At 53.3% G+C, this 21,557-nt stretch carries 20 protein-coding genes; 15 read left to right on the top strand and 5 right to left on the bottom strand.

Annotation, left to right across the window (positions count from 1 at the left end; genetic code table 11):
• Positions 1 to 113: 113 nt before the first annotated feature.
• Complete coding sequence (def, locus tag K2F33_RS20625; RefSeq protein ID WP_263878421.1) at positions 114 to 629, bottom strand: peptide deformylase; 516 nt, start codon at positions 627 to 629, stop codon at positions 114 to 116.
• A gap of 28 nt (positions 630 to 657) precedes the next feature.
• Complete coding sequence (locus K2F33_RS20630) at positions 658 to 897, bottom strand: helix-turn-helix domain-containing protein (RefSeq protein ID WP_076171668.1); 240 nt, start codon at positions 895 to 897, stop codon at positions 658 to 660.
• Between the two features lie 333 nt (positions 898 to 1,230).
• On the opposite strand from K2F33_RS20630, the gene K2F33_RS20635 reads away from it, so the two are divergent.
• From K2F33_RS20635 to K2F33_RS20655, 5 genes are all read left to right on the top strand, one after another.
• Complete coding sequence (locus K2F33_RS20635) at positions 1,231 to 2,925, top strand: M3 family oligoendopeptidase (protein WP_076171671.1); 1,695 nt, start codon at positions 1,231 to 1,233, stop codon at positions 2,923 to 2,925.
• Between the two features lie 319 nt (positions 2,926 to 3,244).
• On the top strand, positions 3,245 to 4,405 hold the full coding sequence (locus tag K2F33_RS20640; RefSeq protein WP_263882405.1) for a type III polyketide synthase: 1,161 nt from the start codon (positions 3,245 to 3,247) through the stop codon (positions 4,403 to 4,405).
• Entirely contained in the window at positions 4,392 to 5,126 is a 735-nt protein-coding gene (locus tag K2F33_RS20645) for a methyltransferase domain-containing protein (RefSeq protein WP_263882406.1), read from the top strand. Before K2F33_RS20640 ends, K2F33_RS20645 begins: the two co-directional genes overlap by 14 nt.
• A 23-nt stretch (positions 5,127 to 5,149) precedes the next feature.
• Positions 5,150 to 6,292, top strand: coding sequence for an NAD(P)/FAD-dependent oxidoreductase (locus K2F33_RS20650; RefSeq protein ID WP_263878422.1), 1,143 nt, complete (start codon positions 5,150 to 5,152; stop codon positions 6,290 to 6,292).
• A 40-nt stretch (positions 6,293 to 6,332) separates the two neighbouring features.
• A complete protein-coding gene (locus K2F33_RS20655; protein ID WP_263878423.1) occupies positions 6,333 to 8,516 on the top strand; it encodes an MMPL family transporter in 2,184 nt (727 codons plus the stop codon).
• Here the strand turns inward: K2F33_RS20655 and coaA are convergent.
• Positions 8,502 to 9,422 carry a type I pantothenate kinase gene (gene coaA / locus K2F33_RS20660; protein ID WP_076171678.1) on the bottom strand — a complete coding sequence of 307 codons (921 nt, stop codon included), beginning with the start codon at positions 9,420 to 9,422 and terminating at the stop codon, positions 8,502 to 8,504. The genes K2F33_RS20655 and coaA overlap by 15 nt on opposite strands.
• A gap of 284 nt (positions 9,423 to 9,706) precedes the next feature.
• Here coaA and K2F33_RS20665 point away from each other — a divergent pair, with 284 nt between their 5' ends.
• From K2F33_RS20665 to K2F33_RS20695, 7 genes are all read left to right on the top strand, one after another.
• Positions 9,707 to 10,642 (top strand): DNA-binding transcriptional repressor DeoR, encoded by a 936-nt coding sequence (locus tag K2F33_RS20665; RefSeq protein WP_263882407.1) that lies wholly within the window; start codon positions 9,707 to 9,709, stop codon positions 10,640 to 10,642.
• 240 nt (positions 10,643 to 10,882) lie between these two features.
• Positions 10,883 to 11,551, top strand: coding sequence for a deoxyribose-phosphate aldolase (gene deoC, locus K2F33_RS20670; RefSeq protein WP_145024503.1), 669 nt, complete (start codon positions 10,883 to 10,885; stop codon positions 11,549 to 11,551).
• 169 nt (positions 11,552 to 11,720) lie between these two features.
• Complete coding sequence (locus tag K2F33_RS20675; protein ID WP_076171683.1) at positions 11,721 to 12,899, top strand: NupC/NupG family nucleoside CNT transporter; 1,179 nt, start codon at positions 11,721 to 11,723, stop codon at positions 12,897 to 12,899.
• A 47-nt stretch (positions 12,900 to 12,946) separates the two neighbouring features.
• Positions 12,947 to 14,128 (top strand): phosphopentomutase, encoded by a 1,182-nt coding sequence (gene deoB, locus K2F33_RS20680; protein WP_263878424.1) that lies wholly within the window; start codon positions 12,947 to 12,949, stop codon positions 14,126 to 14,128.
• A 49-nt stretch (positions 14,129 to 14,177) separates the two neighbouring features.
• A complete protein-coding gene (gene deoD / locus K2F33_RS20685; RefSeq protein WP_076171689.1) occupies positions 14,178 to 14,885 on the top strand; it encodes a purine-nucleoside phosphorylase in 708 nt (235 codons plus the stop codon).
• A 63-nt stretch (positions 14,886 to 14,948) separates the two neighbouring features.
• Positions 14,949 to 16,250 carry a pyrimidine-nucleoside phosphorylase gene (locus K2F33_RS20690; protein ID WP_089547764.1) on the top strand — a complete coding sequence of 434 codons (1,302 nt, stop codon included), beginning with the start codon at positions 14,949 to 14,951 and terminating at the stop codon, positions 16,248 to 16,250.
• Positions 16,251 to 16,392: 142 nt separating this feature from the next.
• Positions 16,393 to 16,833 (top strand): MarR family winged helix-turn-helix transcriptional regulator, encoded by a 441-nt coding sequence (locus tag K2F33_RS20695; RefSeq protein ID WP_089547763.1) that lies wholly within the window; start codon positions 16,393 to 16,395, stop codon positions 16,831 to 16,833.
• A gap of 136 nt (positions 16,834 to 16,969) precedes the next feature.
• Here K2F33_RS20695 and K2F33_RS20700 read toward each other — a convergent pair whose 3' ends face one another.
• Together K2F33_RS20700 and K2F33_RS20705 are read right to left on the bottom strand one after the other, a co-directional pair.
• The gene (locus K2F33_RS20700) at positions 16,970 to 17,290 is read right to left on the bottom strand and encodes a DUF4190 domain-containing protein (protein WP_076171824.1); all 321 of its coding nucleotides are present in this window, start codon (positions 17,288 to 17,290) and stop codon (positions 16,970 to 16,972) included.
• 230 nt (positions 17,291 to 17,520) lie between these two features.
• On the bottom strand, positions 17,521 to 18,396 hold the full coding sequence (locus K2F33_RS20705; protein WP_263878425.1) for an AraC family transcriptional regulator: 876 nt from the start codon (positions 18,394 to 18,396) through the stop codon (positions 17,521 to 17,523).
• A gap of 233 nt (positions 18,397 to 18,629) precedes the next feature.
• On the opposite strand from K2F33_RS20705, the gene K2F33_RS20710 reads away from it, so the two are divergent.
• The 3 genes from K2F33_RS20710 to K2F33_RS20720 all read left to right on the top strand — a co-directional run bounded on the left by K2F33_RS20710 (position 18,630) and on the right by K2F33_RS20720 (position 21,478).
• Entirely contained in the window at positions 18,630 to 19,688 is a 1,059-nt protein-coding gene (locus K2F33_RS20710) for a Gfo/Idh/MocA family protein (RefSeq protein WP_116230020.1), read from the top strand.
• Positions 19,685 to 20,542: a sugar phosphate isomerase/epimerase family protein gene (locus tag K2F33_RS20715; RefSeq protein ID WP_263878426.1), complete on the top strand. Its 858-nt coding sequence runs from the start codon at positions 19,685 to 19,687 to the stop codon at positions 20,540 to 20,542. The genes K2F33_RS20710 and K2F33_RS20715 overlap by 4 nt, the downstream gene beginning before the upstream one ends.
• A 63-nt stretch (positions 20,543 to 20,605) precedes the next feature.
• Positions 20,606 to 21,478 carry a sugar phosphate isomerase/epimerase family protein gene (locus K2F33_RS20720; RefSeq protein ID WP_089547762.1) on the top strand — a complete coding sequence of 291 codons (873 nt, stop codon included), beginning with the start codon at positions 20,606 to 20,608 and terminating at the stop codon, positions 21,476 to 21,478.
• The last annotated feature ends 79 nt before the right edge of the window (positions 21,479 to 21,557 follow it).

Here is a 21,557-nt window from a genome sequence, read left to right on the forward strand (position 1 = left end):
TTATAAAAAGGAGCCGTCCCCGGGTCGTGAATGACCTTTGGACAGCTCCTTATTTTTATGTGGGGACTTATAAAGAGACTTTATGGGATGTCAATAAGAGCATAGAAGTGCAGCTAAACGTTCTGAGTCAGCTTTAAGGCAGCCATCAAATCCACTCTGCGTTCCGTCCGATTGACAAACAGCTCGCCGTTTTGGATATGGTCGATGTACAAAATCCCGTCGAGATGGTCCATCTCATGCTGAATGCAGCGTGCCAAATAATCCTCTGCCTCCATCACAATCGTTTTGCCCTCACGGGTTAACGTACTGATCTTCACGTATTTCGCCCGCTTCACGATACCGGTATACCCGGGGTAGGATAAGCAGGCTTCCGGTCCGGTCTGCTCCCCGGCTTGCTCGATCAGCACCGGATTGATCAGCTCAATGAGCCCGTCCCCGCAGTCCATGACGATCACCCTGCGGAGAATGCCGATCTGCGGTGCGGCCAGGCCGGCTCTGCCTTCTTCCGCGTACAGGGTATCCGCCATATCATCCAGCAGCTTGTGAATTCTCGGCGTTATTTCCGTAACGGGTTTGGCTTTTTTGCGGAGAATCGGATCTCCGAAGGGAAGAATTTCTTTTTCCGACATGCTTGTTACCTCCAGTTTCAATAAACGTCTAGGCCCCTCTAACGTTCGATGGGGTATGATGCCATAAGTCGCTAGGAGTGCAGTCGAGAGCCGTGCACAGCGCATCCATCGTATCGGCCTTGATCTGCTTCGGATTGCCGTTCAGCAGGGCGCTGATCGAGGGGGGAGACAGCTCGTAGCCGGCTTTGTCTTTCAGTAAACGGGCCAGTGCGGCTCCCGTCCAAATTCCGCGTTCTGCCATCACTTGGCGCAGCATCCATATGAGCATTCTTTCAATCCACCTTTGTATGTTCAGTATATGTATATTCAACCATTTAGGTGATGCCTAATATTTTTAGGTACGAACTAATATAACACAACCGATGGCAAAAGGGAAGAACGAGGATATAAGCATAAGGGCGGTTATTATTGGGCAATTATCGAAACCTTGCTATGGATTCCCCTGTAAAATATAGCCATTCCATGCAGGTAAGCTTGTAGAATTTTTGACTAACGGTAAGTGCTTTCACGAACATTAAATTTTTTTTGACGTATCTGTTGTCTAAGCCTGATTCTCTAGTATAATGGTAACGAAAGCCAATCAAGAAGGGATGCGTGATGCATGAAGTTCAGCGAGTACGAATACAAGCGGCCAGACGTGAAAGAAATTGAACAACGGTTTAAACAACTGATCCAGCAGTTCGAGCAGGCGGCTTCCTTTGAAGAGCAGGACAAGGCCATGTCCGATATCAATAAGCTGCGCAGCGAATTCGAAAGCATGGCAGAGATTGCCGTCATTCGCCATTCCATCGATACGAACGATGAATTTTACAAGGCCGAACAAGAATACATCGATGAAGCGAGTCCGGTCTATCAAGAATACATAACCGATTATTATAAAGCGCTGGTAGAGTCCAAATTCAGAAGTGAACTCGAAGCCAAGTGGGGAACGCAGCTGTTCAAGCTTGCCGAGCTGGCGCTTAAGGCCTTCCATCCGGATATCATCGAAGATATGCAGCTCAATAACAAGCTGGCCACCGAGTACAGTCAGCTGATCGCCTCGGCGAAGATTCCGTTCGAAGGTGAGGAGCGGACGCTGTCCCAGCTGCTGCCGTTTGAGCTGTCGCCGGACCGCGACCTGCGCCGGAGAGCGTCGGAAGCGAGATATTCCTTCATGGCGGAGCATGAGCAGGATTTTGACCGGATCTACGATGAACTCGTGAAAACCCGGACGCGCATGGCTCAAAAGCTCGGTTATAAAAATTACGTTGAGCTTGCTTACATTCGCATGAACCGTACGGACTATGACGCCGACATGGTAGCCAACTTCCGGAAGCAAGTGCTGGAACACATCGTACCCGTAGCCCAGAAGCTGAAGGAACGCCAGCGCGAGCGGATCGGCGTCGATTCCTTGCGGATCTATGACGACAATTTCAGCTTCAAGACCGGGAACGCGACGCCAAAAGGGGATGCGGACTGGATTCTTGAGCAAGGGAAGAAGATGTACGCGGAGCTGTCTCCGGAAACCGACGAATTTTTCAAATTCATGGTTGACCGGGAGCTGATGGATCTCGTCAGCAAAAAGGGCAAGCAAAGCGGCGGATACTGCACGTTTATCAGCAAATACGAATCGCCGTTCATTTTCTCCAATTTCAACGGCACTTCCGGAGATATTGACGTTCTCACGCACGAAGCCGGCCACGCCTTCCAGGTCTATTCCAGCCGTCATTTTCAGGTGCCGGAATACCTGTGGCCTACGTATGAATCGGCCGAAATCCATTCCATGAGCATGGAGTTCTTCACGTGGCCTTGGATGGATAACTTCTTTAAGGAAGACACGGAAAAATACCATTTTGACCATCTGTCCAGTGCGCTTCTCTTCATTCCATACGGGGTATCCGTAGACGAATTCCAGCACTTCGTGTATGAGAATCCGGACGCGACGCCGGAGGAGCGCAAACGCGCTTGGCGTGAAATCGAGAAGAAGTATTTGCCGCACCGGCAGTACCCGGACAACGAATACCTGGAGCGGGGCGGCTTCTGGCACAAACAGGGGCATATCTTCCAGGCGCCGTTCTATTACATCGATTATACGCTGGCGCAAATTTGCGCGTTCCAGTTCTGGAAGAAGATGAACGAGGACCGCGAAGCGGCATGGGCGGATTACCTGAGACTGTGCCAGGCGGGAGGAAGCCGTTCCTTTACAGGGCTTGTGGAGCTTGCCGGACTGCAGTCGCCGTTTAAAGACGGCACCGTCGCTTCGGTGATCGGCGTCATTGAGAACTGGTTGAACAGTGTGGACGACAAAGCGCTGTAAAAGTACGTAAAAGCGATTAAAAATGTAAAAAGCAGGCATGGGGGATTAGCCCTATGCCTGCTTTTTGTGTATGCCGTAATTTTGGTGCACACGTTTTCCGCTGTCCGGAATCGGGTAAGCATCAGTAGCAGGAGGGGGGTTTTCCTTTTGAAGCCGGAGATTTCTGTTCAAAGTGATCCATCCGGTTTATACCACCTAAAGCAGGCAAACAGGTATTTGTCCTCACGGAGCATATGCGTTATTACGGTGAATATACTTGTTCTAAGGCTTATGTGCGTAAATGGGACGTAAATGAATGAATGGAGGTGATCTTTTGACGATGGTCAGTGAACATGGTGCAGGCAGGGCATTGATTCAGGGCATCGGTACGGCGCTTCCGCCTCACCGCCTTTGCCAGGATGACGTATTTGCCAAAATCGAAGCTTCGTTAAGGGAAGATCCCCACGCGCTAAGGTGGGCGAAAAGAATATTTAAGCAATGCGGAGTCCAGGTCAGGTACACCTGTGAGGAGGATTTCCTCAAACCTGCCGATCAGTGCACGTATCTGTCCACGGACAAGCAGCAGGCTGCCCCTTCGACCTCCAAGCGGATGGAGGTGTACCGGAGAGAATCGGTCCCTTTGGCCGAGAAGGCGGCGGAAGAAGCCATTCGTGATGCGGGTGTTGAAGCTTCCGGAATCACTCACATTCTGACGGTAAGCTGTACCGGTCAATTTCTTCCCGGATTAGACACCGTCTTGATTCACCGGCTTGGATTGTCTGCGCGGATTCAGCGGATCCCGCTTACCTTTCAAGGTTGCGCCGCCGGTTTGAGGGCGATTCAGTTAGCACAGCAAATCGTGTCTGCCAGCCCGGCAGCGGTGGTACTCATCGTTTGCGTCGAACTGTGCACCATTCATTTGCAGCCTTCGGGATCCCGTGAAGCCTTGTTCGGTGCTTCGTTTTTTGGGGACGGGGCTTCGGCATGCATCGTCAGCTCCGGTGAAGCCGACCAACAGGGAGGGTTCCAACTAGACGGAGGACACTCTGTGCTCCTTCCGGATTCTGCAGACGAAATGATTTGGGAGGTCGGGGACACCGGTTTTGATTTATACCTCTCACCCAATATCCCCAAGCTGCTCAGAACGTTCCTGCGGGATGAAGTGGACCGGCTGATGGACGGAGGAGCACTTCCGCCGTTATGGGCGATTCATCCGGGAGGACGGGGCATCGTAGATGCCGTCCAGGATTTATTCGGGCTGGAGGACAGCCAGACCGAATTCAGCCGGAACGTGCTGCGGGACTTCGGGAATTTATCTTCGGCGACGCTGCTGTTCGTTCTAAAAGGGATGAGAGAGCGTTTGAGGGAACAAGGCGAGGGTGAACGGTCCGGAGTGGCACTGGCGTTTGGCCCGGGCCTGACTGCAGAACTCCTTCGATTTACGTATGTTCCTTCATTCGTTACGAAACGGGAGTCAAGCTATGAGTATGCCGGCCTTTAAGCGGTTAAACCGGCGGGCCGTGGAAGAGGAATACATGGATGACTTCAGCACGGGCGGCGACGAGCTGCTGGAAGCGCTGCGCCATTTGCGACGACTGAACCGGATCTTTGGTGCTTCGTCTCCATCCTTATACGGGTTCAAGCGGTTATGGCGTCAATTCGGCCGACCGGACAGGGTATCGGTGCTGGATATTGGCGCCGGCTCGGGAGATGTGAACCGCCGCATTCTGCGCTGGGCTGCCCGAAACGGGGTCGATGTCCGGATTACATTAGTGGACATTACGGAAGAAGCCTGCGAGGAGGCCAGAAACCTGTACCAAGGGGTACCGAATATTACGGTCAGACGCTGCGATTTATTTGACCTTCCGGAAGGCAGCGCCGATATCGTCATGTCATCGCAGTTCCTTCACCACTTTGACGACGTCCGGCTTCCCGAAGTGGTCGGGCAGATGCTGAAGGCATCCCGTCTGGGCGTGGTGATCAGCGATATTCACCGGCACTGGATTTCGTGGTCCGCCGTTTGGATCGTGGCGCACCTGGTTTCAGGCAACCGCTATATACGGCATGACGGGCCCCTGTCGGTAGCGAAGGGTTTCAAGTCCTCCGATTGGATCAGGCTGAGACAGCGGCTGCAGGAGCGGGATGGGCAAGCCGACTTGCTGTACAGCTGGAAGCCGTTATTCCGTTATGTGGCCGTTGTTCATAAAACGGGAAAAGTATAAAACAGCGAAAGGAGATGATTCCCATGCAGGATGCGGTCATAATCGGAGCTGGCCTAGCCGGCTGCAGTTTAGCTATCCGGCTGTCCGCTCAAGGGTGGAAGACCGTGCTCATAGACCGTCAGTATTTTCCCCGTCATAAGCCATGCGGGGAATTTCTGTCTCCGGAGGCGAGGGAGACGCTGGCCAGCCTTGGTGTAGCGGAGGCTGTCGAGCGAATGGAGCCGAATCCGATTCACCGGGCCCGCCTGGTGCTGAGGCATGGACAGGTGCTGGAAGCAGCGCTCCCCGGTACAGGCTGGGGCATCAGCCGGTATACGCTGGATGCCGGCCTGCACCGGGCTGCACGGGAGGCGGGCGTGGAAATACGGGACGCGACGACGGTCACAAGCATTCATGCCCGTGAGGATGGAGGCGGATATATCGTCGGGACCCGGACCGGTGGACTCAGCGATACGCTGGAGGCGAGGACGGTGATTGCCGCCTGGGGCTGTCACCGCCGGCCGGATTTGATCGATTATGAAGAAGTGGGGCAGGACGGACATGCCTACATCGGAATTAAAACGCATATGACCGGGCTCGCAGGGACGGAAGCCGTGGAACTTTATCTGGTTCCTGGAGGCTACATCGGGATCGCCCCTGTGGAAGCGGGCACATATAATGTAGCCGCGCTTCTGCGGCGGGACCGGTTGAAAGGCGCGGGAGTGAAGATGAAGGAGCTGCTGGAATTTGCAGCAAGCGGCAATCCCCTGCTTGCCCGCCGATTGTCGGAAGGAACGCCGACGGACGGGACGATGATCTCGACCGCGCCGGTATATTTGTCCCGCCGGCCCCAGCCCTGGCGGATGATTCCGCATGCCGGAGATGCCTGCGCCATGATTCCGCCGCTCTTCGGAGACGGGATGAGCGCCGCCCTGCGCTCCGGCATTCTGTGCGCCTCGTTTGCCGACCGCTATTTGCGGGGCGAGCTGAGCATGCAAGACTGGGAGCGGCTGTATACCGAAGCAGTGCACCGTGAATTCAGCGGTATTTTGCGAAAAGGGCGCTACTTGCAGGCGATCAGCGGCCGGCCCTCTGCCGGAAGGATTCTGTCAGGCTTTGCCCGGCTGTTCCCGCCTGTCGCCGATTCATTGGTCAAAGCGACGCGGCTGAAGAACACGATGTCTTAGTTAGACTGCAGACCGCATGCCGACAGGAGGAGGGAATCGGGTGATTTACCGTTTCATAACCGGACTTGCTCTCCGCTATCCTGCGTGGGTGCTGGCGTGCTGGACTGCGCTGCTCGTCCTGTGCGGTTCGGCAGCGATATCACTGCCTTCCATCCTGAAGGATCACGGGCTGCGTACGGAGGGAACTTCCGCACAGGTCGAGCGCATCCTGTCGGAAGATTACCAACTCCCCAGTGAACCGGCCGTTGTCGTCTTCGAACGGGAGCCCGGAGCCTCCCGCGCTTCGTTTGAATCGGGAATCCAGGCGGTATTGGAACATCTCCGTCGGGTGGACGGCAGCCTGACCGTCATTTCACCGCTAGAGCATGAGGGGATGATGGACAACCAGGCCGCCTATGCGCTGTTGGGGTTGAACACCCAGCATCAGACCGCCGGAAAGGGGCTTGACGCCATTCGCTCAGCATTGCCCGAGCCGCCTGGTGTGAAGATCACGCTGACCGGCAAGCCTGTCGTGCAGGACGATGTCAACCGGGCGAGTATGCATGACTTGAAGAGGGCAGAGCTGATCGGTCTGCCGCTGGCCTTTCTGATCTTGTTCTACGCGTTCGGCGGCTGGATCTATGCCCTCATCCCGATCGCAGCAGGGTGCACGGCCGTGGGCGTGTCGATGGGGATTCTTTATTGGCTTGGGAGCGGCCTGCAGCTGGAGCTGTCCAACTTCGTGCTGAACGTCATACCCATGGTCGGCCTGGCGCTCGGCATTGATTTTGGACTGATTCTTGTCAGCCGCTTCCGTGAGGAATGGAGGGCATCTAGCGGCCGCGTGGAGCAGGCGCTGTCGGTCACCATTAGGCAGGCTGGCAGGGCTGTGCTCTATTCGGCCGCCTGCGTGATCCTGGGGCTCATCGCCATAACATTCATCCGGATGCCGATGTTCCGATCGGTCGCCATCGGGGCGATGGTCGTCGTTTTTGTATCGGCCTTGGTGAACTTAACGCTTGTCCCGGCCTTTTTGACCTTATGGTCACCGGTAATCCCGATTCGGCGGGGTTCCGCAGCGGCAGCAGCCACCTTCAAGCCCGGACTGATGCGGCGATGGACCGGCTACGTCATGCAGAGGCCTGTCCGGATGACGCTGGTGTCCGCAGCGCTTCTGCTGACAAGCATCCTGCCGATACGCTACTTGCAGACCTCCGTTCCTGATGCCGCCTCTCTGCCGTCAAGCTATGCTTCACGGCTTGGTGCCGAACTGGTGGATTTCCGTTTCAACGCCCCCTTTACCTCGGAGATCCCGATGGTAGTGCTGGGACGCGGAGATGTCTTGTCGGCAGCGGAATGGAGCGGAGCTTACGAGCTGTGGCAAAGGTTGAAGACGGACCGGGATGTGCTCCGGGTTGACTCCATCTTTTCCGATATCCCCAAGTTCAATGATCAGCCGGGGGGCTTGTTAAGCCCCAGAATGCTGCAGCAGCTCCCACAGAATACGAGTCAACCGTTCGTTCGTGAGGGCAGCCTGTTGATGTCAGTAACGCTTCGGCCAGGCATGGATGATAAGCAAACCGAGGCATGGCTGCAGAAGTGGGAAATTCAGGGACAGAATGAGAGGGGTATTCGGATACTGATTGGGGGAGAAGCCAAGTACCGGCTGGAAGTAAGCGAAGAGATCAAAGCCAGGCTTCCTTCGGTGCTTTTTTGGATGGCTATAACCAATTTTGTGGTGCTGTTCGCAGGTTTTCGTTCGATCATCATACCGGTCAAAGCACTGCTGATGAACCTGCTCAGCCTTACAGCGTCGTTCGGGGTGTTGGTGTACTTTTTTCAAGATGGAATGCTGGGGGGCGGATCAGGCAGCATAGCTGTCATGATCCCGGTATTTATCTTCGGATTGGTGTTCGGGGTTAGTATGGATTACGGCGTTTTCCTGCTGTCCCGAATGACCGAGGTGTATCATCGCACAGGAAATGCGGAAAAAGCGATAGCTGCGGGACTCTCTTCCACGGGAAAAGTGATCACCTCAGCGGCAGCCATCATGATCGCCGTCACTTTGCCGTTTACCGCAGGGGACGTGGAGGGAGTCAGGCAGCTTGGGTTCGGTATCGCTGCGGCGATCCTGATCGATGCGACCCTGATCCGCTTTATGCTCGTTCCAGCGTTAATGAAGCTGATGGGGCATGTCAATTGGTGGCTGCCGCATCAGCTTCGCCGCTGGTTATTTACGGAGTAACACCTGCTGGATCTGATGATCCGGCCCTTTTTTTAAGATCAGCTTGGCACGAGCCTTCGTAGGCAGAATGTTCTCCATTAAATTTTTCAGATTGATCGTTCTCCAGATTTCCGACGCGTTCTGCACGGCTTCCTCTTCGGAGAGACTGGCAAATTTGTGAAAGTAGGACCTTGGATCTTGGAAGGCGGTATCGCGCAGCAGTTGGTAACGCTCGATATACCAGCTGCGGATATCCTGCTCCTCGGCGTCGATGTAGATCGAGAAATCAAAGAAGTCGCTGATAAAGACCGGCGCCTCCGTATTGACCTGAAGGACGTTAATCCCTTCCAGTATGAGGATATCCGGCTGGTCGATCAGCTGCTCCTCGTCCGCCAGAATATCATAGGCCAGGTGCGAATAGACCGGGGCCTTCAGCGCAGGCTGTCCGGATTTGACGCTGCTGATAAACTGCATCAGTTTTTTGATGTCGTAGCTCTCCGGAAATCCCTTTTTGTTCATGATCCCTTTTTCCTCAAGAACGCGGTTCGGGTACAGAAAGCCGTCCGTCGTGACCAGATCCACGCGCGGATGCTCCTGCCATCTGGACAGCAGCGTTTGCAGCAGGCGTGCGGTCGTGCTTTTGCCTACGGCTACGCTGCCGGCGATTCCGATGATATAAGGCGATTTGGGCGCTCGGATGCCGGTGAATGTGTTCATCTTTTCTTGAAGCTGCTGGAAAGCACTTACATACAAATGGATGAGGCGGGTCAGCGGAAGATAAATGTCGCGCACTTCCCGCAGCGAAATTTTCTCGTTCAAGCCTTTGAGGCGTTCAAATTCCTCTTCCGTCAGCGGAAGCTTCGAGTCCTCTTGTGCCGCCTTCCAGTCCTTCCGGTCAAATGTATAATAAGGGGAGTATGTGTTCATGGTACACTCGCTTTCTAAACAAAGTAGGGCCATGCCAAACCAGCTCCTGTCGTTTCAAGAGTATGTAAACGGGAAGTGAATCCCAAAATAAACTGTGACATTGCGCGTTACTAATGCGAACTGAATTATAGCATGTTAAGCGGCTTAAATAAACCTTAGGGTTAAAAATGGATACCAGAAAAACCGTTCAATCGACAAAAGGGTTTGGGCTTTCGGGAACAAGAGGTATAATAGGATCAGTGCAAGCCAAATCATGCGAGAGCGGGACAAGTGAGCTGAAGACGATGGACATTGAAAGACAAAGATTAGCAATTGAGGCAGCCAGACTGTATTACCAGTCCGATTACAGCCAGCAGGATATCGCCGAGCGGCTTGGCGTTTCCAGGCCGACGGTATCGAGATTGCTTCAGCATGCCAAGGAACAAGGATACGTGCGGATCGAAATTGTCGACCCTGGCGAAGATTTAAACGTACTGGGCCGGAAGCTGAAGCGCAAATACGGCTTGGATACGGTACAGGTCTGTTATTCCCCGTTAAATCAATACGAGGAAATCAAGAAGCATATCAGTAAAAAGGCAGCCGAATTCCTCCACGAGATCGTCCAGGACAAGGATATTATCGGGGTCACTTGGGGGACCACCATGCATGCTGTCGCGCTTCAGCTTGCGCCCAAGCAGGTAAAAGGCGTCGAAGTCGTGCAGCTGAAGGGCGGTGTCAGCCATTCCCACGTCAACACCTATGCGGCGGAGACGGTGAATCTGTTTGCGGAGGCGTTCCAGACGGTAGCGAGATACTTGCCGCTGCCGGTCATCTTCGACAACATCGAGCTGAAGCAGATCGTGGAGGAAGACCGGCATATCAGCCGGATCATCGAGCTTGGCAAACAGGCGAACATTGCCGTGTTCACGGTCGGTACGGTGAAGGAAGACGCGCTGCTTTTCCGGCTGGGGTATTTTAACGAGCAGGAGCAGGAGCTGCTGAAGAAGTCCGGCGCCGGAGACATCTGTTCACGTTTTTTTGATGAGACGGGCCAGATCTGCAGCGAAGAAATCAATAACCGTACAGTCGGAATCGACCTTCACGAGCTTCAAAAGAAGGAAAAGTCCATTCTGGTAGCCGGTGGAGAACGCAAGGTGGAGGCCATTCAAGCGGCCCTCGCGGGCAATTACGCGAACATTTTGATCACGGATCAGTTTACAGCGCAGGCTCTGATCTCTTAGAAAATCATTCATTTCATATCGATTGCTTTTTTTGATTTCCGTCCGGATTACATAGGGCGGATTTTTTTTGCGCACATTACGGGAGTGGGCAGAACGATTTGTGAACATAATTTCACGATCTATTTACATATGTTCAGGCCGGTGTTATGATAGTCGTGCAGCTTGAAAGAAAAGCTTTTCAATTCCAGGGAATTGGATAAATAAAAGAATAACTCATCATGAAACAAGGAGTGGATCAGAATGACAAATTTGGCGGGAATGATCGATCATACCCTGCTTAAGGCAGATGCCACCCGGGCCGAGATCAGTAAGCTGATTGACGAGGCGAAGAAGTATGAATTCGCATCGGTGTGCGTAAATCCGACCTGGGTCAAATTCGCTGCAGAACAGCTGAAGGATTCCAAAGTGAAGGTTTGTACGGTCATCGGTTTTCCTCTGGGAGCCACGACTTCGGCCGTCAAAGCATTTGAAGCGAAGGACGCGATCGCTGGCGGCGCCACGGAAGTCGACATGGTTATCAATATCGGCGCGCTGAAGGACGGCGAGGACGATCTCGTGGAAGCCGACATCAAAGCGGTGGTAGATGCGGCTGCCGGCAAGGCTCTGGTCAAAGTCATTATTGAAACCTGCCTGCTGACGGACGAAGAGAAGGAACGCGCAAGCCGCTTGGCGGTTAAGGCGGGAGCCGATTTCGTAAAAACTTCGACGGGCTTCTCCACGGGCGGTGCTACGCCGGAAGACGTTCGCTTGATGCGCCAAACGGTAGGCCCGAACATCGGTGTCAAAGCATCCGGCGGCGTACGCAGCCTCGAGGACATGAACAAAATGATCGAAGCGGGCGCAAGCCGTATCGGTGCCAGCTCCGGCGTCAAGATTATGGAGGGCGGCCAATCCTCGGCTTCCTATTAATAAGGAAGAGAAGAATCTCGCGCTGAAGTAAAGTGTGCATGAAATGAACGGAAGCGGTTCACATCGGAATATGGCAAACCGGGCGGGAAGCTTCCGTTTCTATTAATACCAAGCCTGTAAGCGCTTAATAGATTTGGTTTCATAAAAAATTTCAACTGGGGAGACAGCTATGAAATATTTGATTGCGGTACTAGGGTTACTTGTTGTTTTCGCCCTGTCTTTCGTGGCCAGCAACGACAAGCGGAAGATCCGCTACCGCCCGCTGGTGATCATGATCATTCTCCAGATTATTCTGGGGTACGTTCTGCTCAACACCGTCCTCGGCACCGTGCTGATCAAAGGCTTTTCCGGTATTTTTGAAAAGCTGCTGGTCTATGCCGGAGAAGGGGTCAACTTCGTGTTCGGCGGTATCGCCAACGAAGGACAGGCGCCATTCTTCCTCGGCGTGCTGCTGCCGATCATTTTCATATCGGCACTGATCGGCATCCTGCAGTATTTTCGCATCCTGCCGTTTATTATCCGGTACATCGGCCTCGTGCTGAGCAAAGTGAACGGGATGGGCAAGCTGGAATCGTATAACGCGGTCGCTTCCGCGATCCTGGGCCAATCCGAAGTGTTCATTTCCGTGAAAAAGCAGATCGGCCTGCTGCCGAAGCACCGGCTGTACACGCTCTGCGCCTCGGCCATGTCCACCGTTTCGATGTCGATCGTAGGCGCCTATATGACGATGATCGATCCGAAATACGTGGTCACCGCGCTGGTGCTGAACCTGTTCGGCGGGTTTATTATCGCTTCGATTTTGAACCCATATAAGGTGACCAAGGAAGAAGATGAACTTGTCGTTCAGGATGAAGAGAAGCAGTCCTTCTTCGAGATGCTGGGCGAATACATTATGGACGGCTTCAAAGTCGCCATTACGGTTGCTGCGATGCTGATCGGCTTCGTCGCCTTGATCGCCCTGATCAATGGCATATTTGACGGCATCTTCGGCATTTCGTTCCAGGAACTGCTGGGCTACATCTTTGCACCATTTGCCTTTGTTATGGGCGTTCCATGGAAGGAAGCGGTGGAAGCGGGAAGCATTATGGCCACCAAAATGGTGTCCAACGAGTTTGTTGCCATGCTGGAACTCGGCAAGCATACCGCATTGTCCGCACGCACGACAGGCATCGTATCCGTGTTCCTCGTTTCCTTTGCGAACTTCTCATCCATCGGCATTATCGCTGGTGCGGTCAAAGGCCTGCATGAGAAGCAGGGTAACGTCGTCGCGCGTTTCGGCTTGAAGCTGCTGTACGGGGCGACGCTGGTCAGCGTCTTGTCCGCGATCATCGCCGGACTGTTTCTATAAAAGACTTGCGTCATGTATACTCAAGGATGAAGGAGTGATAGAAACTTATGCCAAACTTTAAACGTATCCACCTGATTGTTATGGACTCCGTGGGGATCGGCGAAGCGCCGGATGCTGCCCAGTTCGACGATTTTGACGTCGATACCTTCGGGCATATCGCCCGTGAGCGCGGCGGCTTGAACATGCCGAATATGGGCAAGCTCGGCCTGTCCAATATCCGCGAAATCGAAGGGATTGCCAAAGCGGACAAGCCGCTGGCGTATTATACAAAAATGCAGGAAAAATCCGCAGGGAAAGACACGATGACCGGCCACTGGGAGATCATGGGGCTGTACATCGATACGCCGTTCCGGGTGTTCCCCGATGGCTTTCCGGACGAGTTGATTCAGCGTATCGAAGAGAAGACAGGCCGCAAAGTCATCGGCAACAAGCCGGCGAGCGGTACTGAAATTATCGACGAGCTCGGGGAAGAACATATGAAGACGGGAGCGCTCATCATCTACACCTCGGCGGATTCCGTGCTTCAAATCGCGGCTCACGAAGAGATCGTGCCGTTGAAAGAACTCTATGAAATTTGCGAATTCTGCCGGGAAATTACGCTGGACGATCCGTACATGCTGGGCCGGATTATTGCCCGTCCGTTCGTGGGCCAGCCTGGATCCTTCAAGCGTACCGCGAACCGTCATGACTATGCGTTGAAGCCGTTTGATCGCACCGTGATGAACGAGCTGAAGGATGCGAATTTCGACGTGATCGCGATCGGCAAAATATCCGACATTTATGACGGGGAAGGCGTGACCAAGGCGATCCGCACCACATCTAACATGGACGGCATGGACAAGATCATCGGTGTTATGGATGATGACTTTACAGGACTCAGCTTCCTGAACCTGGTGGACTTTGATGCGCTGTACGGCCACCGCCGCGATCCGCAAGGATACGGGCAAGCCTTGGAAGAGTACGATGCGCGTCTGCCGGAAATGTTTGCCAAGATGTCGGATGACGACCTTCTGATCATCACAGCAGACCACGGCAACGATCCGACATACCGCGGCACCGATCATACGCGTGAATACGTACCGCTGCTGGTATATTCACCACGCTTCGCAAATGGAGGCAGTGAGCTTGCGCTGCGGAAGACGTTTGCTGATATCGGTGCGACCGTGGCCGAGAACTTTGGCGTCGCGATGCCGAAATACGGCACCAGCTTCCTGGGAGACCTGAAGTAGCACGATTTTACAATATACATGAATCCATGACCTATGGGGAGGAAAAGAAATGAGCACTCATATTGGAGCCAAGGCAGGAGAAATCGCAGAAACGATCCTTTTACCGGGGGATCCGCTGCGGGCCAAATTCATCGCGGAAACGTATTTGCAGGATGTGCAATGCTACAACGAAGTGAGAGGCATGCTCGGTTTTACAGGCACGTACAAGGGGCAGCGTATTTCCGTGCAGGGAACCGGGATGGGGATTCCGTCGATCAGCATATACGTCAATGAACTGATCCGCGAGTACGGTGTTAAAAATTTGATGCGCGTCGGCACATGCGGCAGCATGCAGGAGCATGTTCATGTGCGTGACGTCATCCTTGCGCAGGCTTCCTGCACCGATTCAGGCGCCAACCGCCACCAATTCGGTGGATACGATTTTTCGCCGATCGCAAGCTTTAACCTGCTGAAATCCGCGTACGATAAAGGGATTGAAAAAGGTCTGAAGCTGCATGTGGGCAACGTATTCAGCTCCGATATCTTCTACCGTGACGATAAATCCATCGTTGAGAAGCTGATGGAGCACGGCGTTCTGGCCGTTGAAATGGAAACGACAGCCCTGTACACGCTGGCAGCCAAGTTTGGCGTCAATGCATTGACCCTGCTGACCGTTAGCGACCACCTTCTGACCGGTGAAGAAACGAGTGCCGAGGAGCGCCAAACTACGTTTAACGACATGATGGAAGTGGCTTTGGAAACGGCGATCGGACTGTAAAGGCAGCATTCTTTCATCCCATTCACAGACTAACAATCCCATGGAAAGCGAGGCAGACATCCGATGAGAATGGTTGACTTGATTGAGAAAAAACGGGACGGCGGCGAGCTGTCCACGGAAGAAATTAATTTCATTATTGATGGATATACCAAAGGGGATATCCCCGATTACCAAATGAGCGCGTGGGCCATGGCTGTATTTTTTCAGAACATGACGCAGCGCGAGCGCGCCGATCTCACCATGGCTATGGTGAATTCCGGCGACACGATTGACCTGTCCGCCATCGAAGGCGTCAAGGTCGACAAGCACTCCACCGGCGGTGTGGGCGATACGACGACGCTGGTGCTGGCACCGCTCGTAGCAGCGCTGGACATTCCGGTGGCCAAAATGTCGGGCCGCGGTCTGGGCCATACCGGCGGTACGATCGACAAGCTGGAGGCAATTGAAGGCTTCCACGTGGAGATCGACCGCGAAGAATTTGTTCGCCTGGTGAATCAGGACAAAATCGCCGTCATCGGGCAGACCGGCAACCTGACGCCGGCCGACAAGAAGCTGTATGCACTGCGCGACGTGACCGGCACAGTCAACTCGATCCCGCTGATCGCTTCTTCGATCATGAGCAAAAAAATAGCCGCAGGCTCAGACGCCATCGTGCTCGACGTTAAGACGGGCGCCGGCGCTTTCATGAAAACGGTGGACGATGCCAAGGAACTGGCTCACGCCATGGTCAGCATCGGCAACAACGTCGGCCGCAAAACGATGGCCGTCATCTCCGACATGAGCCAGCCGCTCGGCCTCGCGATCGGCAATGCGCTGGAAGTAAAGGAAGCCATTGATACGCTGCAAGGCAAAGGACCGAAGGATCTCGAAGAGCTCTGCCTCGCCCTGGGCCGCCAAATGGTGTTCCTGGCGAACAAAGCCAGCTCCCTGGAAGAAGCCGAAGAGAAGCTGAAAGAAGTCATCAAGAACGGCAAAGCGCTGGAGAAATTCAAAGAGTTCATCAAGAACCAGGGCGGCAACCCGGATGTCGTCGACCATCCGGAGAATCTCCCGCAGGCCAAATACCAGATCGAAGTACCGGCGAAGGAAGACGGCGTAGTCGCCGAAATCGTCGCCGACGAGATCGGTACGGCGGCCATGTGGCTGGGTGCCGGCCGCGCGACCAAGGAATCCGAGATCGATCTGGCCGTCGGCCTGATGCTGAACAAAAAGATCGGAGATTCCGTGAAGAAGGGTGAGTCGCTCGTCACGATCCATGCGAACCGCGAAAACGTGGACGACGTCATCGGCAAAATTTACGAAAATATCCGAATCTCCGATCATGCCGAAGCGCCAACCTTGGTATACGGCATCATCACAGAATAGGCCCTACAGGCTGGAGCCTGGAACTTGCTGAAGTTCCAGGCTTTTTATATGGCTCCTTGGTTTCATTGACCAAGCCGATAAATCCAGGTATACTTCAGCATATGTAGTTGATTAGTAAACAATTATTTCGAGGTGAAGAGTAATGGAGGAGACAGGCAGTGTTTCCAGGTGGATATCGGTGCTGCACCGCCAGTTTCAAATCTATTTGAACCGGGAATTGAAGGAGCATGACATTAATTCGTCGGAGTACATTTTCCTGGTCAACTTGTATATCGAGGACGGGGTATCGCAGGAGAAGCTGTCGGCCAACCTGTTTATCAACAAAGCGGCGACAGCACGGGCCATCAGCAGGCTGGAGGCGCTCGGTTATGTCAAGCGGATCCGGGATCCTCAGGACAGCCGGGCATATTTGGTGACCCTGACCGAGAAAGGGCTGGAGAAGCGGAAGTTTATCAGGTCGAAGCTGAAGGCGTGGACGGAGATCATTTCGAGCGGCCTGAGCTCCGAGGAGACCGATGACATGATCCGCAAATTAAAAATCATGTCCGCCAATGCGGTCGCGGAGACGAAGGGATTGACATAAATCAGGCGGCCGAGCAACGCTGCGCTCTGACATGGAACGCCAAACAGCGCAGAAAAACGCATAAAATTTTTAAAACAGAAAAAGGAATGGGCTACGGGATGCCTCATTCCTTTTTGTGTACCCGTTTGGACGGGAGTTATGCCGTTTTCACTCTTGGTACGGTAGACATAACGTCATATAAAGTGGACGAGTCGATATCCGATCCGAAGAACGCGACCGCGAGCACGACGAAGAGCAGAATCAGGCCCCATAGGAGCACGCCGATAATTCCGCACACGAGCCCGGCAATCGCCATGCCTTTTCCTTGTTCATACCCCCGTTTGAGTTCCTTAAAAGAAAGGGCGGCAAAGATGATCGCCAGAATCCCCAGGATAAATCCTATGTACAAAATCATTACGCTTAGGATGCCGAGCACCATTGAGGCAATGGCTTTGCCATTCGTCTTGGGCGGCGTCATTGGCGGCTGCGGCTGAAAATGTTGATACGGGTCTGGTGAATGTGGATCCAACTGTGATTTCCTCCTCCTGCATTTGGCAGAACGCTTTATGTTTATATATTCTGCTTAACATGTCTATTATCACTTAGCCGGACCTATTTGTCGATATTTTTTCGGACGAAATTCCCAGATTTGACGCACGTTTACCTGTTTTATCCGAACACAGGAACCATTCATGAAGCCAGTGCTTCCTATACGCTGAAGCTCTTTCGGAGTTCCGAGGGGGATACATGCTTGTATTTTTTGAAGGCCCGGCTGAAATAATAGATGTCCTTGAAGCCGGAAGACAGGGCAATCTCCGAAATGTTCATTCTGGAGTTGCGCAGCAGGTATTCGGATTTGTTGATCCTAAGCGAGTTGACGTATTCGGTTACCGTCCGCGCCGTAAGCTCCTTGAACAGGCGGCTGAAATGAAAACGGCTGAGGCCGGCCAGCCCGGCCAGCAGATCGACGGACAGTTCTTCTTGGTAATGCTCCTCAATATATTGAAAAATAGGGGTAAACCGCTCCAAATTTTTCAGCCTGTACAGGCTCTCTTCCGGAGAAAGCGTATCTTTGCCGTAGCGGCGCAGCAGTATGGCGAGCAGACGGTACAGATAGGATTTGATCGAGAGCTCATACCCGAGTTCCCGTTCGTCCATTTCCCGGATCAGGGACGTGGCGCACTCGGTAATTTCCGGATCGCCGGAAATTTTGCTTGCGAACATGATCTGGTTCTGCGTTATCGGCGTAATAAACTTCGTTTCGACAGCGTCCGGTGTCTGGCTCTGCAGCAGCTTGATATCGACGATCATCGCATAATAGACCAAATCATCGGACAGGCATACCCCGTAATGCAGGTCGTTGCTGTTCACGACCACCATCTCACCCGCTTGAACTTCATAAGGAACCGAGTTCAGCTCGATGAGCGCGGAGCCTTTGGTAAAATACAGAAACTCCATATGATTGTGCCAATGGTGGGTAAACAGCGTTTTCCCGTATTCCTTGGCGGTACAATAATGGATCTTCATCGGAAAAAAACGGTCGGGCATATCCATCGGCTCCAGCAGAGCAAGGGGTCTATCCATCCAAGTCACCTCAAAATCGCACAATAAGATAAATTATTAGCATAGCTCTTCATGGCAGTTCCGCCTGTTCTTATTATAATTCAATATATATAGGTTGAACTAATTTTTTTACACCTTAATGGCCTGATCGTGCTTGCCTTTTTATGGGTGACATTCACGCGCAGGAAGGGCTGCACGGGTTCAATCTACATTTGGAAGCCAAATGCGAGAACCAAAAGGAGAGTTGAAAACGCATGGATAAAGTAAGAGTAGCTGTAATCGGAGCAGGGTCCATTTCGGAGTCCCATTTGAACTCGTATCAAAACAACCCGGAGGCGGAGATCGTGGCGATCTGCGATTTGAACGGGGAAAGAGCCAAGGCCGCTGCCCAGAAATACGGAGCTCAGAAAACATATACCGACTATCATGAACTGCTGGCTGACCCGGACATCGATGCCGTGAGCATCTGTACGTGGAACAACCAGCATGCCGAAATCAGCATTGCGGCCGCCAAAGCGGGCAAGCATGTCCTGGTGGAAAAGCCGCTGTGCAGAACGGTTGAGGAAGCGCTTCAGATCCAGGAAGCCGCGCATGCTGGCGGAAAGGTGTTCCAAGTAGGCTATGTGCGCCGCTTTGACCCGAACGTCGCAGTGCTGCAGAGCTTTATGGAGAGCGGCGAAATCGGTGAGCTGTACTACGCCAAAGCCTCGCTCCTGCGCCGTGTAGGCAATCCGGGCGGCTGGTTCGCCGACAAGGAGCGCTCCGGCGGCGGACCGCTGATCGACATCGGCGTGCACGCAATTGACCTGTGCTGGTATATGATGGGCAAGCCGAAAGTGAAATCGGTGTCCGGCAACGTATACCATAAGCTGGGCAACCGCAGTCATGTGAAGAACTATTCTTTTTACAAAGCGGCCGACTATGACGCCAGCAAAAACACCGTAGAAGATATGGCGAACGCCTTGATCCGTTTTGAGAACGGAGCGTCGCTGCTCGTGGACGTAAGCTTTTCCCTGCATGCGAAGCAGGATGAAGCGGCGATCAAGCTATTTGGTACGAACGGCGGCTTCGAAATTGATCCGGCTCTGGTCATCGTCACAGAGAAAAACGATACGATCCTGAACATCGAGCCGCAGGTGGACCATAAAGGCTTTAACTTTGCTGCCGCGTTCCAGAACGAAATCAATCATTTTATCGAAAATATTAAAAACGGCACGGAGCCGATCGCCACGGTCGACGACGGCGTGGAAATGATGAAGATTCTGAACGGCATTTACGAATCCTCTGAGAAAGGAGTCGAAATTCAGCTATGAAAATCGGAGTAAGCACATACAGCCTGTACCGTCCGATTCAATCGGGTGAAATCACGGTTCTGGGCGCGATTGAGAAAATCGCCGAGATGGGCGGAGAACACGTGGAAATCGTTCCGATTGGATACACCTTGACCGGGAATCCGGAGCTCGTGGATCAGATCGTGGCCAAGGCGAAGGAAGTCGGGATTGACGTATCCAACTATGCGATCGGCGCTAACTTCGCTGTGGACACCGAGGAGGCTTACCGTAAGGAAATCGAGCGCGTCAAAGGAGAAGTGGACATCGCCGCACGCCTTGGCGTGAAGCTGATGCGTCATGACGTAGCCAGCCGCCAAGACACGTCCATCAAACAGTTCAACCAGGAGGTTGGACGTCTGGCGGAGGCATGCCGCGAAATCGCCGATTATGCGGCGCAGTATGGCATTACGACAAGCGTGGAAAACCACGGCTATTATATCCAGGCAAGCGACCGGGTACAGACGCTGGTTCAAGCCGTGGACCGGCCGAACTTCCGGACGACGCTGGACGTTGGCAATTTTATGTGCGCGGACGAAGATCCGGTGGCCGCCGTCAAGAACAACATTCCTTATGCTTCCATGGTGCACATCAAGGACTTTTATTTGCGGCCAGCCGCCCTTAATCCGGGTGACGGATGGTTCCGCACGGCCAGCGGAAATTTCCTGAGAGGCGCCATTGCGGGGCACGGAGACATCAACCTGCGCGAATCGATTCGGATCATCAAGGAATCCGGATTTGACGGGTATTTCTCGATCGAGTTTGAAGGAATGGAAGACAGCTTTCAGGGGACAAAAATCGGCCTGCAGAACGTCAAACGCTTCTGGAACGAGGTATAGGCCGGGAATCAAAGCAGCCAATCTTTTAAATGATTCAGCATAAACAAGGGAGAGGTGACTGGAATGAACAATAAAATCGGCGTTATTGTCGACAGCTTCCGGGTCGGGGTCCGGGAAGGACTGGCCAAGGCGAAGAAGGTAGGAGCGGACGGCGTGCAGATCTATGCCGTGAGCGGTGAAATGGATCCGGCTAACCTGTCTGCGGCGCAGCGCAAGGAACTGAAGAGCTATATCGAGTCCCTGGGACTGGAAATTTCGGCGCTCGTGGGCGACCTCGGCGGATACGGTTTCCAAGATAAGACGGTCAACGCGGAGAAAATCGAGAAGTCCAAGCGGATTCTCGATCTGGCGGTAGAACTCGGAACCAGCGTAGTAACGACGCATATCGGACTTGTACCGGAGGACAAAAACAGCGAAATCTACCAAACGATGCACGATGCATGCGAGGAACTGGCTTCTTATGCCACCAGCATGAACGCTTTCTTTGCGATCGAAACGGGCCCTGAGCCTTCCGCACGACTGAAGGATTTCCTCGACGGACTTGGCTCGAAAGGCGTATCCGTCAACTTCGACCCGGCAAACATGGTCATGGTGACCGGCGACGATCCGGCTGAAGGGGTGCATAACCTGAAGGATTACATCGTACATACCCACGCCAAAGACGGTATTCGTTTAAAAGAAGTACCTGCCTATTACATCTACGAAACACTTGGCTTCGAGCCGCCGGCCAACGAGAACAATACATTTGTTCCTGGGGAAGGGCAGTATTTCCGCGAAGTGCCGCTGGGCGAAGGCAGCGTAAACTGGCAGAGCTATTTGCAGGCGCTGAAAGATATCGGCTATCAAGGATACTTGACCATTGAGCGCGAGGTCGGGGAGGATCCGGAGGCGGACATTTCTAAAGCGGTGCAATTTTTGAAGCAGTTCCGGGGATAATCAGCCACTTGGCAATGTATGAACCACTCCTCGAAAAATGAACGAATGACAAAACAGCGAATGCGATCGATAAGATCGG

It is taken from the genome of Paenibacillus sp. PSB04, assembly GCF_025809195.1.
GTDB lineage: Bacteria > Bacillota > Bacilli > Paenibacillales > Paenibacillaceae > Paenibacillus_AQ > Paenibacillus_AQ favisporus.